1 protein-coding gene and 1 pseudogene are annotated in these 14917 nt (G+C 72.2%); both read left to right on the top strand.

Annotation, left to right across the window (positions count from 1 at the left end; all coding sequences use genetic code 11):
- Positions 1 to 36 precede the first annotated feature (36 nt).
- Positions 37 to 11073 carry an SDR family NAD(P)-dependent oxidoreductase gene (locus tag WBG99_RS00185; RefSeq protein ID WP_338894319.1) on the top strand — a complete coding sequence of 3679 codons (11037 nt, stop codon included), beginning with the start codon at positions 37 to 39 and terminating at the stop codon, positions 11071 to 11073.
- A gap of 3 nt (positions 11074 to 11076) precedes the next feature.
- Positions 11077 to 14898 (top strand): annotated as a pseudogene (locus WBG99_RS00180) (SDR family NAD(P)-dependent oxidoreductase); the annotation flags it as partial.
- Positions 14899 to 14917: the final 19 nt, after the last annotated feature.

The raw sequence follows: 14917 nt of genomic DNA, 5'->3' as shown, positions 1-14917 counted from the left end.
TCGGCGTCGAAGCTCCGCTCGTGAAGGGGAAGATCCATGGCGGATGACCAGAAGCTGCTCGACCATCTGAAGTGGGTGACGACCGAGCTGCGTCAAGCGCACCGCCGGATCCGCACCATCGAGGACAGGGCGCAGGAACCGATCGCGATCGTCGGCATGGGCTGCCGCTTCCCCGGCGGTGTCCGCTCACCCGGCGACCTGTGGCGCCTGGTGGCGGCGGGGACCGACGCGGTCGGCGGATTTCCCGTCAACCGGGGATGGGCGGACGACGAGGACGACGGCTACGCCCGGCAGGGCGGCTTCATCCACGATGCCGACGAGTTCGACGCGGCCCTCTTCGGCATCAGCCCGCGCGAGGCCCTGGCCATGGACCCGCAGCAGCGGCTGCTCCTCGAGGCCTCCTGGGAGGCCTTCGAATCCGCCGGCCTCAACCCGCGTGCCGTGCACGGCAGCCGGACGGGCGTCTTCGCGGGAACCAACGGCCAGGATTACGGCCTGCTCGCACTCGCCTCGCCGGAGGGTCTGGAAGGACACATCGCCACCGGCACCACCGCCAGCGTGATGTCCGGCCGACTGGCCTACGTGTTCGGCCTGGAGGGTCCGGCGGTCACGGTGGACACGGCGTGCTCGTCGTCCCTTGTGGCCCTGCACTGGGCGGCGCAGGCCCTGCGGTCCGGCGAGTGCGAGCTCGCGCTCGCGGGCGGCGCCACTGTGATGTCCACGCCCGGCGGATACGCCTCGTTCAACCGGCAGGGTGGTCTGGCCTCGGACGGTCGCTGCAAGGCGTTCTCGGCCGGTGCGGACGGCACAGGCTGGGGCGAGGGCGTCGGTGTCCTGGTCCTTGAGCGCCTGTCGGACGCGCAAGGGCTGGGCCACGAGGTTCTGGCGGTGCTCCGGGGCAGCGCGGTCAACCAGGACGGCGCGTCGAACGGTCTGACCGCCCCGAACGGTCCCTCGCAGGAGCGGGTGATCCGGCAGGCGCTGGCCAACGCGCGCCTGGAGCCGTCCGACATCGACGCGGTGGAGGCGCACGGCACCGGCACAAGCCTCGGCGACCCGATCGAGGCGCAGGCGCTCCTTGCGACGTACGGCCAGGACCGGCCTGAGGACCGGCCGCTGTGGCTGGGCTCGATCAAGTCGAACATCGGTCACACACAGGCGGCGGCCGGCGTCGCCGGTGTCATCAAGATGGTGCAGGCCATGCGCCACGGGGCGCTCCCGGCCACCCTGCACGCGGACGAACCGTCCCCGCACGTGGACTGGTCGGCGGGCGCGGTCGAGCTGCTGACGGAGACGCGACCCTGGCCCGAGGCGGACCGTCCCCGCCGCGTGGGCGTGTCGTCGTTCGGGATCAGCGGCACAAACGCCCACGTCATCCTGGAGTCCGCTCCGGCCGTGGAGCCGGATACGGCTGCGGAGTCCGCTCCCGCCGTGGAGCCCCCGGCCGCCCACGGCGTGCTGCCGTGGCTGGTATCGGGCCGGTCGGCCGGAGCGCTGTCCGCCCAGGCCGGCCGGTTGTACGAGGCCCTGGCCGCGAACCAGGCCCTCGCGCCGGTGGATGTGGCCCGTACGTTGGTGTCCCGTGCCGCGCTGCAGCATCGCGCCGTGCTGCTCGGCTCCGCCCCCGAGGGCCTGCTCGAAGGCCTTGCCGCGCTGGCTGCGGATGAGCCTTCGGCCCATGTGGTGTCGGGTGTCGTGGTGGAGGGCTGGACGGCGTTCCTGTTCACGGGCCAGGGTGCGCAGCGGGCTGGGATGGGTGCTGGGCTGTACGAGGCGTTCCCCGTGTTCGCGGAGGCGTTCGACGCGGTCTGTGCGGAGTTGGACGTCAGGCTTGACCGGTCGGTCAGGGAGGTCGTGTTCGAGAGCACTGATCTCGATCGGACGGTGTGGGCGCAGGCGGGCCTGTTCGCGGTCGAGGTGGCCTCGTACCGGCTGCTGGAGTCCTGGGGTGTCGTTCCGGACTTCCTGCTCGGCCATTCCATAGGTGAAATCGCCGCAGCGCACGTCGCGGGCGTTCTGTCCCTGGCGGACGCCTGCACGCTCGTGGCGGCGCGTGGTCGTCTGATGCAGGCCCTTCCCGCCGGTGGGGCGATGCTGGCGGTGCGGGCCACCGAGGCCGAGGTGATCGAGGCGGTCGCGGGTCGGCTGGACGTCGCCGCTGTCAACGGTCCGGCCTCGGTGGTCGTATCCGGTCCTGCCGATGCGGTCGAGGAGTTCACGACCCGGTGGTCGGCCGAGGGGCGCAAGACGCACCGGTTGACGGTGTCGCACGCGTTCCACTCGGCGCTGATGGAGCCGATGCTCGCCGAGTTCTCCGCCGTACTGGAGGGGTTGACCTTCCAGGAGCCGCAGATTCCGCTCGTATCGAACCTGACCGGCACGGTCGCGGAGCCCGGCCTCATGTCCACGCCGGACTACTGGGTACGGCAGGTCCGCGAAGCGGTCCGCTTCGCTGACGGTGTCGACGCCCTGCACCAAAACGGCGTGACCCGGTTCGTCGAGCTGGGTCCGGACGCGGTGCTGTGCGGAATGGCCGGGCAGTCGGTCTCGGATGCCGTGTTCGCGCCGGTGATGCGTGGTAACCGGGACGAGGCGGGCACCGTACTGGCCGCGCTGGCCGCGTTGTGGACCAGCGGCGTCGAGATCGACTGGTCCCCGACCGTCGCCGGCGGCCGCCAGGTCGACCTTCCGACGTACGCCTTCCAGCGGCAGCGGTACTGGCCGAAGCCCCGTGCCGGGTCGGGCGATGTGAAGGCCGTCGGTCAGGTCGTGGCAGGGCATCCGCTGCTGGGCGCCGTGGTGGCCCTGAACGGCGGGGGGCTGGTGCTGACCGGGCGGCTGAGCCTGTCGGCCCACTCCTGGCTCGCCGATCACGCCTTACTGGACACCGTGCTGGTACCCGGCACCGCCTTCGTGGAGATGGCCTTGCGGGCCGGCGAGGAAGCCGGCTGCGACGTGCTCCGGGAGTTGGTGCTGCGGTCACCCCTGGTACTGCCGCGCGAAGGCGGCGTCGCGGTCCAGGTGAGTGTCGGCGTCGCCGATGAGGTCGGGGACCGCACCGTGGAGATCCTGTCGCGCTCCGAGACGGGGGGCGGGGAGTGGGTGTGCCACGGGACGGGAGTACTGACCTCGGCGGCCCCGCTGCCGAACGCCCCGGCCGAAGCCGTGCCGTGGCCACCCGCGGGTGCCGAGTCCGTCGACCTCTCCGGGTTCTATGAGGAACTGACCGCCGTCGGTTACGGCTACGGCCCGGCATTCCGCGGACTTCATGCCGCGTGGAGGGATGGCGGCACGGTCTACGCCGAGGTCGCGCTCCCGGAACACGAGGTCGGCGAGGCGGACGCGTACGGCCTGCACCCCGCGTTGCTCGACGCCGCGCTGCACGCGGTGGGCTTCTCCACCGCGACCGCCACCGCCACCGGTTCCCACCGCTCCGCCAGGCTTCCGTTCGCCTGGACCGGAGTACGGCTCCACGCGGCCGGTGCGTCGGCGCTGCGCGTGGTCCTGACCGTGACCGCCGACGGCACGTCGCTGAGCGTGGCCGACGGCACGGGCGCCTCCGTCATGACCATCGAATCGTTGGTGCTGCGCGAGGTCGGGGCCGAGCTGCTGGGCGCGGCGACCGACGCGTCCGTCTCCAAGGCGCTCTTCAGTGTCGACTGGGCTCCGTTGACGACCGAGGCCGCCACGGCCGACGTCTCGACGTGGGCGGTCGTCGGCGAGACCGTGCCGGGAGTCGACGCGCCCCGGTTCACAGGACCGGACGAACTGGTGGCCGCGCTCGACGACGGGCTGCCGGTACCACGGCTCGTCGCCCTGCCCGTGCGCACCGCAGGGCCCGTGCTCGTGCCCGCGACCGATGGCCCCGACCTGGCCGATCTCGTACGCGAGACGGCGGGCGGTGTGCTGGCCGGCGTTCAGGCGTGGCTGGCCGAGGAACGGCTGACGGACAGCAGGCTGGCGATCGTGACGCGCGGGGCCGTGACCGTCGGCCAGGAGCCCGTCGACCTGGTCGCCGCGGCGGTGTGGGGGCTGGTCCGATCCGCGCAGACCGAGAACCCGGACCGGATCGTCCTGGTGGACCTGGACCCCGCGGGCGAGGGCGACGGGTCGTGGCAGGTCGCGGCGCAGGGCGACGAACCGGTTCTGGCCGTGCGCGACGGCCGCGTCCTCACCGCCCGGCTGGCCCGGCCGTCGGACGGACTCGCCGTGCCGCCCGGGCGTGACGCGTGGCGGCTCGACACCCTCGGCCAGGGGACGCTGGAGAACCTCGCTCTGGTGGCCGCCCCGGACGCCGAAGCCCCGCTCGGCCCCGGCCAGGTGCGCGTCGCCGTCCGTGCCGCCGGAGTGAACTTCCGCGATGTCCTGATCGCGCTCGGCATGTACCCGGAACGTGCGCTGCTGGGCGCCGAGGCGGCCGGTGTGGTGACCGGGACCGGGCCGGGCGTCACGGACCTCGCCCCCGGCGACCGGGTGTTCGGCTTCTTCTCCGGCGGCATCAGCTCCTCCGCGATCACGGCGCGCGAGCTGCTGGCCCGGATCCCGGGCGGCTGGACCTTCGGCCAAGCCGCTTCCGTACCCTTGGTGTTCGCGACCGCGTACTACGGACTGCGCGACCTGGCGGGCGCGCAGCCGGGTGAATCGGTGCTCGTACACGCCGCTGCCGGCGGCGTCGGCATGGCGGCCGTACAACTCGGCCGGCACCTGGGCCTCGACGTGTTCGGTACGGCCGGCACCGGCAAATGGGACGTGCTGCGCTCGCAGGGACTCGATGACACGCACATCGCCTCTTCCCGCGACCTGGACTTCGAGGAGTCCTTCCGGCGGGCGACCGGCGGGCGGGGAGTCGACGTGGTGCTCAACGCGCTCGCCGGCGAGTTCGTCGACGCTTCGTTGCGACTGCTCGCGCCCGGCGGGCGGTTCCTCGAAATGGGCAAGGCCGACGTCCGGGAGAGCGTCCCGCGGTCCGACGTCCGGTACCGGGCGTTCGACCTCGGCGAGGCGGGACCGGCTCGGATGGGCGAGATCCTCGCCGAGGTCATCACCCTGCTCGACGCAGGGGTGCTGAGGCCGCTGCCGACGACGGCATGGGACGTCCGGGACGCGGTCGAGGCGTTCCGGCACATGGGCCAGGCCAAGCACGTGGGCAAGAACGTCCTCACGGTGCCCGCGCCCCTCGACCCCGAAGGCACCGTCCTGCTCACCGGCGGGACCGGAACCCTCGGCGGCCTGCTGGCACGGCACCTGGTCGCCGAGCATGGCGCGCGGCACCTGCTCCTGCTCAGCCGCCAGGGCCACGCCGCCGCCGGGGCAACGGAGTTGGTCGCCGAACTGGAGAGCGCCGGAGCGCACGTCACGGTGACGGCCTGCGACGCCGCCGACCGGACCGCGCTCGCCGACGTACTCGCCGCGATACCCGCCGAACACCCGCTGACCGGCGTCGTCCATACCGCCGGTGTGCTCGACGACGGTGTGTTCGGCGCGCTGACACCGGCTCGGCTCGACGCGGTACTGCGCCCCAAGGTGGACGCGGCGATCAACCTGCACCTGCTCACCGCGGACGCCGACCTGACCATGTTCGTGCTCTACTCGTCCGCCGCCGCGACGTTCGGCACCGGCGGCCAGGCCAACTACGCTGCCGCCAACGCCTTCCTGGACGCCCTCGCCGCGCACCGCAGGTCGCACGGCATGCCCGCGCAGTCGCTCGGCTGGGGCCTGTGGGAGAAAACGAGCGCCCTCACCGGGCACCTCGCCCAAGGAGACACGGTGGCCGGCGGCGACCGGCTCGGCGCCACGTTGACGGCCGAACGCGGACTGGCACTGTTCGACCTCGCCTCAAGCCTGCCCGCGGCGCACCTGCTGCCGATCCCGCTCGACCTCTCGGCCGCCCGGACCGCCGCCGCCGATCCACCGTCCTTGCTGCGCGGCCTGGTGCGCTCCGCCACCCGGCGGGCCTCCGGTCAGGGCACGGGCGGGCAGGCAGTGCTGGAAGGCCGGCTCCAGGGCCTCGAAGCGGGCGAACAGCGGAAGCTCCTGCTCGACCTGGTTCGGACGAACACGGCGACCGTGCTCGGCCACACGACCGCCGACGTGATCGGACCGAACCAGGCGTTCAAGGAGCTCGGTGTCGACTCGTTGGCCGCCGTGGAGCTCCGGAACCGGCTCAACGCCGCCACCGGTCTGCGGCTGCCCGCGACCCTGGTGTTCGACCACCCGACGGCCGTGGCCCTCGCGGACTCTCTCACCACCCGGCTGGTCGGCAGGACCGACCAGGAAGCACGCCCCCACTCCGCCACCCCCACCACCGCCGTCGATCCCGGTGAGCAGATCGCGATCGTCGGGATGTCGTGCCGCTTCCCCGGTCGCGTGGAGTCACCGGCCGACCTGTGGCAGCTCGTGCACGCCGGCCGGGACGGGATCACCGCCTTCCCGGACGACCGCGGCTGGAGCGATGACGGGGCGAGTGTCCCGTACGCGGCCCTGGGCGGCTTCGTCGACAAGGTCGCGGAGTTCGACGCGACCCTGTTCGGGATCTCCCCGCGTGAGGCCCTCGCCATGGATCCGCAGCAGCGGCTGCTCCTTGAGGCGGTGTGGGAGGCGTTCGAGTCCGCCGGCCTCGACCCCAAGGCGCTCAAGGGCACGCCGATCGGCGTGTTCGCCGGTGCGGCGCCCTCGTACTACGGCGTCGACGTGGACCTCCCCCAGGACACGGAAGGCCACCGGCTGACCGGCGGTGCGACCAGCGTGCTGTCCGGCCGCGTCTCGTACGCGTTCGGGCTCGAAGGCCCGGCGATGACCGTGGACACGGCGTGCTCGTCGTCCCTCGTGGCCCTGCACCTGGCCGCGCAGGCGCTGCGGCGCGGCGAATGCGAGATGGCGCTCGCCGGCGGTGTCACGGTCATGTCCACCAACGCCGCCTTCGCCGAGTTCGCCCGGCAGGGCGGTCTGGCGGCCGACGGCCGGTGCAAGGCGTTCTCGGCCGGTGCGGATGGCACCGGCTGGGGCGAGGGCGTCGGTGTCCTGGTCCTGGAGCGGTTGTCGGACGCGCGCCGCAACGGTCACGAGATCCTGGCGGTGGTCCGGGGCAGCGCGGTCAACCAGGACGGTGCGTCGAATGGTCTGACGGCGCCGAACGGTCCTTCCCAGCAGCGGGTGATCCGGCAGGCGTTGGCGGATGCCGGCTTGTCGCCGTCCGAGGTGGACGCGGTGGAGGCGCACGGTACGGGTACGAGCCTCGGCGACCCGATCGAGGCGCAGGCCCTGCTTGCGACGTACGGCGAAGACCGTGACGGTGATCGGCCGCTGTGGCTGGGCTCGGTCAAGTCGAACATCGGGCACACGCAGGCCGCGGCGGGTGTCGCTGGCGTGATCAAGATGGTGCAGGCGCTGCGCCACGGGGTGCTTCCGGCGACGTTGCATGTGGATGAGCCGTCGGGTCAGGTGGACTGGTCGGCGGGTGCGGTGGAGTTGCTGACGGAGTCGCGTCCGTGGCCGGAGGTGGATCGTCCGCGCCGGGCGGGTGTGTCGTCGTTCGGGATCAGCGGAACGAACGCCCACGTCATCCTGGAGGCGGTGCCTGCGGAGGAGCCGGAGGAGTCGTCGGCCGGGCAGGGTTTGGTGCCGTGGTTGGTGTCGGGCCGTTCGGCTGGTGCGTTGTCCGCTCAGGCGGGTCGGTTGAACGAGTTCGTTGCCGGAGACCGGGATCTCGTACTGGCGGACGTTGCGGGGTCGTTGATGACCCGGGCGGCGCTGGACCACCGCGCGGTGGTGCTCGGTTCCGACCGGGAGGGGCTGCTCGAAGGCACTGCTGCACTGGCGGATGGACGTCCCTCCGCAGGTGTGGTGTCCGGTGTGGCGGGTGAGGGCCGTACGGCGTTCCTGTTCACGGGCCAGGGTGCGCAGCGGGTCGGGATGGGCCGGGGTCTGTATGAGGCGTTCCCGGTGTTCGCGGAGGCGTTCGACGCGGTGTGCGCGGAGTTGGACGTCAGGCTTGGCCGGTCGGTCAGGGATGTGGTGTTCGAGAGCACTGATCTCGATCGGACGGTGTGGGCGCAGGCGGGCCTGTTCGCGGTCGAGGTGGCTTCGTACCGGCTGGTGGAGTCCTGGAACGTGGTCCCGGACTTCCTGCTGGGTCATTCCATAGGTGAGATCGCGGCGGCGCATGTGGCCGGGGTCTTGTCCCTGGCGGATGCCTGTGCGCTGGTGGCGGCGCGTGGTCGTCTGATGCAGGCGCTTCCGTCCGGTGGGGCGATGTTGGCGGTGCAGGCTTCCGAGGCCGAGGTGGTCGGGGCGGTGGCGGGCCGGTTGGACATCGCCGCGGTCAACGGCCCCACGTCCGTCGTGGTGTCGGGTGTTGCCGATGTGATCGAGGAGTTCGCGGTCCGGTGGTCGGCCGAGGGCCGCAAGACGCACCGGCTGACGGTCTCGCACGCCTTCCACTCCGCGCTGATGGAGCCGATGCTCGCCGAGTTCGCCGCCGTACTGGAGGGGTTGACGTTCCAGGAGCCCCAGGTTCCGCTGGTGTCGAACCTGACCGGCACGGTCGCGGAGCCGGGGCTGATGTCCACCCCGGACTACTGGGTACGGCAGGTCCGCGAAGCGGTCCGCTTCGCCGACGGGGTCGACGCCCTGGACCAGCACGGCGTGACCCGGTTCGTGGAAGTCGGACCGGAGGGCGTGTTGAGTGCGCTTGCCGGCCAGATGCTTCCTGATGTGGTCTGCGCGCCCCTGCTGCGTAAGGGCCGGGACGAGCACGAGACCGTACTGAGCGCACTGGCCGCTCTGTGGACGTCCGGTGCCGAGATCGACTGGTCACGGGTGCTGCCCCAGGGCCGTCGGGTACGCGTACCGCTGCCGACGTACGCCTTCCAGCGGGACCGGTACTGGCCGGACCCGGACCCGAACACGGCTTCGACGATGCCGGCGCTGGACGCGGCGGACCCGGTGGAGGCCGAGTTCTGGGACGCCGTGGAGCGCGGCGACCTGGCAGAACTGGCCGACACACTGGACGTCGGATCCCAGACGCTGGACACGGTCGTGCCCGCGCTCGCGTCCTGGCGTGTGCGGCGACGCCGGGAAGCGACGATCGACCGCTGGCGCTATCGCGTCGACTGGACGCCGCTGACCGGCCTGCCCGCCACCGGGCTGCTGTTCGGCGCCTGGCTGATCGTCGCGCCGCGGGACTCCGAACTCACCGACTGGGCCACGGCCGCGCTCCGCGCCGCCGGAGCCGACGTGCCCGTACTCGTCGACCCAGGCTCGGACCGGGACGCGCTGACCGCACGACTCGGCGAAGCGTCCCGTGACCTGGGTGAGGTCTCCGGAGTCCTTTCGCTGACCGCCGCCGTCGGAGCCGCGCTGCCCGGCTCCGCCCTGCCCGAGGGCACAGCCGCCACCGTGAACCTGATCCAGGCGCTCGGACTGGCGGGGATCGAGGCGCCGCTCTGGGTGGTGACCCGGGGCGCGGTCTCCACCGGAGACACCGACCCGCTGGAGAACCCGGCGCAGGGCCCGGTCTGGGGCATCGGCCGGGTGGCGGCGCTGGAGAGCCCGGGACGCTGGGGCGGTCTCGTCGACATACCGGAAGTCGTCGACACCCGTGCGGGCGACTTGATGACCGTCGTGCTGAGCGAGGACACCGACGAGGACCAGGTCGCCATCCGGGACACGGGCCTGCTCGCCCGACGGCTCGTGCGCGCACCGATGGACACAGCCGGCCCCGCGCCCGCGGGCTGGCGGCCCACCGGAACGGTCCTGGTGACGGGAGGACTGGGTGCTCTCGGGGCCGAGTCCGCCCGGTGGCTGGCCCAGCGCGGAGCGCCCCACCTGGTGCTCCTCGGCCGACGGGGTGCGGAGACACCCGGGGCGGATGCGCTCGCGGACGAGCTGGCCGCCATCGGCTGCCGGGTCACCCTCGCGACGTGCGACGTGGCCGACCGGGACTCCCTTGCCGGAGTCCTGGCAGCCGTACCGGAGGACCTGCCGTTGACCGCCGTGCTGCACGCGGCCGGTGTCGGGGACGCCGGGGTACTGGACGCCATCGACGCCGACCATCTCGACGCGGTACTGGGAGCGAAGATCGGGGGAGCGCTGCACCTGCACGAGCTCACCCGCGACCTCCGCCTGGAGCAGTTCATCGTCTTCTCGTCCGGTGCCGCGGTCTGGGGCGGCGGCGGGCAGGGCGCCTACGCCGCGGGCAACGCCTTCCTGGACGCGCTCGTACGACACCGTCGTGATCGCGGACTGGCCGGCACCTCCGTGGCCTGGGGGACCTGGGCGGGGGCCGGGCTGGCCGCGGCCGGGGACGCCGACGGCGGCCTGCTGCGCCGCGGGGTGACCCCGATGGATCCCGCGCTCGGCGTCCAGGCCCTCGCGCAGGCTGTCGACCGGGCGGAGGACTGCCTGACCGTGGCCGACGTGGACTGGAACGTCTTCGGCGCGGCCTTCACCTCGGTCAGGCCAAGCCCGCTGCTGGCCGAACTGCTGCCGAGCGAGACAGCGGAGACGACCGGGGCGGAGCTCGCCGAGGAGGCATCCGCCCTCGCCGCGCGTCTGGCGGCGGCACCGGTCAGGCAACGCCCCCAGATCCTCCTTGATGTCGTCCGCGCCGAGGCGGCCATGGTGCTGCGGTACCGGGACGGTCGTACCGTCGCGGCCGGTCAGGCCTTCAAGGACCTCGGCTTCGATTCGTTGACAGCGGTCGAACTGCGGAACCGGCTGAGCCGGGTGACCGGCCTGCGACTCCCGTCGAGCCTGGTGTTCAACCACCGCACCCCCAACGGGGTGGCCGCCCACCTCGGCGAGGAACTGGGCGTCGCGGTCGACGACCGGTCCACCGATCCGGAGGAGGCGGCGGTCCGCGAAACGTTGGCGACCATCCCGATCGAACGGTTGCGGGAGGCCGGACTGATGAAGGCCTTGCTGGGCCTGGCCGGCACCGCCGACCAGACGTCGCGGGACGAGTCCGACCCACTGGACGACGTGGACGGCCTGGATGACTTGGGCGACTTGGACGACCTGGACGCCGACGCGTTGATCGAGATCGCTCTGAACACCGAACGGGATGACGCCTGAGCCATGGAGAAATCGATGAACACCCGCGGTGACAAGGCTGTCGAAGCGCTCCGGGCCTCGCTGAAGGAGAACGAGCGGCTCCGCAGGCAGAACCGGGAGGCGCAGGCGGCGGCCCGCGAGCCGATCGCGATCGTCGCACTGGGCTGCCGACTGCCCGGCGGCGTGAACGGCCCGGACGACCTGTGGCGGCTGGTCGTCGAGGGAACCGACGCGATCACCGGGTTCCCGACCGACCGCGGCTGGGAGGCCCCCCGCTCCGGCACCCGGGACTACACTCGCCGGGGCGGCTTCCTCGGCGACGCGATGGAGTTCGACGCCGCGCTGTTCGGCATCAACCCGCGCGAGGCCCTGGCCATGGATCCGCAGCAGCGGCTGCTCCTAGAGGTCGCGTGGGAGACGTTCGAGAGGGCGGGCATCGACCCGCGTTCCGTGGCGGGAACGACCACGGGCGTCTTCGTCGGTGCGTCTCCTTCGGGGTACGACGGCGCCGGCCGGCTGCCGGAGAACACCGCGGGCTACCACCTGACCGGCACCGCGAGCGGTGTGCTCTCCGGCCGGCTGTCCTATGTGTTCGGCCTGGAGGGGCCGGCCGTCACGGTGGACACGGCGTGCTCGTCGTCCCTTGTGGCCCTGCACCTTGCCATCCAGTCGCTGCGGCAGAACGAATGCGGCCTGGCACTGGTCGGCGGAGTCGCCGTGATCAGCACCCCGACCGCGTTCGCCGAGTTCGGCAAGCAGGGTGGCCTGGCGTTCGACGGGCGCTGTAAGTCCTTCGCGGCCGAGGCGGACGGTACCGGCTGGAGCGAGGGTGTCGGCATTCTGTTGCTGGAACGGCTCTCCGACGCGAAACGGCTGGGCCACGAGGTTCTGGCCGTGGTGCGGGGGAGCGCGGTCAACCAGGACGGCGCGTCGAACGGGCTGACCGCGCCGAACGGTCCCTCGCAGGAACGGGTGATCCGACAGGCGTTGGCCAACGCGCGCCTGGAGCCGTCCGATGTCGACGCGGTGGAAGCGCACGGCACTGGTACCAAGCTCGGCGACCCGATCGAAGCCGAAGCCCTGCAAGCCATCTACGGCCGTGGCCGTACGGCCAGCCACCCGTTGCTGCTCGGCTCGGTGAAGTCCAATCTCGGGCACACCCAGGCCGCGTCCGGCGTGGTCGGTGTCGTCAAGAGCGTGCTGGCGCTACGGAACGGCCTGCTGCCGCGAACCCTGCACGTGGACGCCCCGACACCGCACGTCGAGTGGTCGGGGGGCGGAGTCGAGCTGCTGACCGAGGCCCGGTCGTGGCCGCTAACGGAGCAGCCTCGTCGCATCGGCGTCTCCGCCTTCGGCGTCAGCGGCACGAACGCGCACGTGCTCATCGAAGAGAGCCCCACCGCGACCGAGTCGCCGGTGGAGGAGGCGGCACCCGAGACGGACGCGCGTACGGAGCCGTGGCCGTGGCCGGTGTCGGGGCAGAGCGCGGAATCGCTGCGGGCTCAGGCGTCCCGGCTGCTCGCGTCCCTGCGGCCTGACGACGGTCCAGGTGATGTGGCGTGGTCCTTGGCGACGACCCGGGCCGGGTTGGACCACCGCGCGATCGTGCTCGGAGGCGACGGGGACGCGCTGCGTTCGGGTGTCGCAGCGCTGGCCGCGGGTGAGCCTTCGGCCCATGTGGTGTCGGGTGTCGCTGTGGAGGGTCGGACGGCGTTCCTGTTCACGGGGCAGGGTGCGCAGCGGGCTGGGATGGGCCGGGGTCTGTATGAGGCGTTCCCGGTGTTCGCGGAGGCGTTCGACGCGGTGTGCGCGGAGTTGGACGTCAGGCTTGGCCGGCCGGTCAGGGATGTGGTGTTCGAGAGCACTGATCTCGATCGGACGGTGTGGGCGCAGGCGGGCCTGTTCGCGGTCGAGGTGGCTTCGTACCGGCTGGTGGAGTCCTGGAACGTGGTCCCGGACTTCCTGCTGGGTCATTCCATAGGTGAGATCGCGGCGGCGCATGTGGCCGGGGTCTTGTCCCTGGCGGATGCCTGTGCGCTGGTGGCGGCGCGTGGTCGTCTGATGCAGGCGCTTCCGTCCGGTGGGGCGATGCTGGCGGTGCAGGCTTCCGAGGCCGAGGTGGTCGGGGCGGTGGCGGGCCGGTTGGACATCGCCGCGGTCAACGGCCCCACGTCCGTCGTGGTGTCGGGTGCTGCCGACGTGATCGAGGAACTGGCGGCCGACTGGGCTTCCCAGGGCTGCAAGACGAGTCGGCTGACGGTGTCGCACGCCTTCCACTCGGTGCTCATGGAGCCGATGCTCGCCGAGTTCGCCGCCGTACTGGAGGGGTTGACGTTCCAGGAGCCCGAGATTCCGCTCGTGTCGAACCTGACCGGGCTGGTCGCGGAGCCGGGGCTGATGTCGAGCGCGGACTACTGGGTACGGCAGGTCCGCGAGGCGGTTCGTTTCGCCGATGGTGTCGACGCCCTGCACCAGCATGGTGTGACCCGGTTCGTGGAAGTCGGACCGGACGCGGTGTTGTGCGGAATGGCCGGGCAGTCGGTGTCGGATGCCGTGTTCGCGCCGGTGATGCGCCGTGATCGTGACGAGGCCGGCACCGTACTGGCCGCACTGGCCGCCCTGTGGACCACCGGCGCCGAGATCGACTGGTCCGTGGTGCTGCCGGCGGGGCGGCGGCGTGTGTCGCTGCCGACGTACGCCTTCCAGCGCGAGCGGTACTGGCCCGACGCACCGATCGACGCGCCCGCGTCAGCGGAGGACGCCCGGTTCTGGGCGGCCGTGGAGCGGGCGGATCTCTCGGAACTGGCCGCCACGTTGAGGCTGGAGGACACGCCGGAGATCCTGGACGGCGTCGTCCCGGCGCTGTCCGCGTGGCGACGGTCGCGCCGTCAGGACGCGATCGTCGACGCGTGGCGCTACCGCGTGGAGTGGAAGCCGTTCGCGGTGGCGGACGACGAGACCGTCGAGCTCCCAGGATCCTGGCTGCTCGTCACTTCCGGCGACACCGCCCCCGCCGACGACGTGGAGAGCGCGCTGCGGAACGCCGGGGCGCAGGTCACGCGTCTGCGGTCGACCGAGGAGCGGGCCGTTCTCGCGGCACGCCTGGCCGACGAGGACCTCGCCGGTGTGGTGTTCGTGGCGGGGGCGGCCACCGGGCGGCTTCCGATGCCCGATGAACTCGCGGTGCTGCTGCTGCTGTTCCAGGCGCTCGGTGACGCGGGATCCGATGCCCCGTTGTGGTGCCTGACCCGTGCCGCCGTGTCCACCGGTGCCGACGACCGGCTGGACAACCCCGAGCAATCGCTGCTGTGGGGCCTCGGCCGGGTCGCCGCCCTGGAGCAGCCGGGCCGCTGGGGCGGTCTGATCGATCTTCCGTCTGTCGTGGACGGCACGGACCGCGGGCGACTGGCTGCCCTCCTCGCCGGTACGAGCGGCGAGGACCAGGTCGCGCTGCGAGGGACGCGGACGCTTGGTCGCCGTGTGGTGCGGGCGCCGGCGTCAGAGGAGACGGTCGCAGGGGAGTGGACCACGGACGGTACCGTCCTGATCACGGGCGGGACGGGTGCCCTCGGCGGGGACGTGGCGCGCTGGCTGGCGGGCCGGGGTGTGCCGCGCCTGCTGCTGACGAGCCGTCGTGGCGCGGACGCGCCGGGAGCGGATGAGCTCGTGGCCGAGCTGACCGCGCTCGGCGCCCAGGTCACCGTCGCCGCGTGCGATGTGACGGACAGGGAGTCGCTGGCGGAGGTACTGGCCGGGATTCCGGCGGCGTACCCGCTGACGGGAGTCGTGCACACGGCCGGAGTCGGTGCGTCGGGAACCCTGATGGACACCGACGCGGACGCCGTGGCCGAGGTGATCGGGGGAA

Origin of the sequence: Streptomyces sp. TG1A-60 (genome assembly GCF_037201975.1) — a bacterium.
Taxonomy (GTDB): domain Bacteria; phylum Actinomycetota; class Actinomycetes; order Streptomycetales; family Streptomycetaceae; genus Streptomyces.
This window is presented reverse-complemented; position numbering and strand designations above follow the sequence as displayed.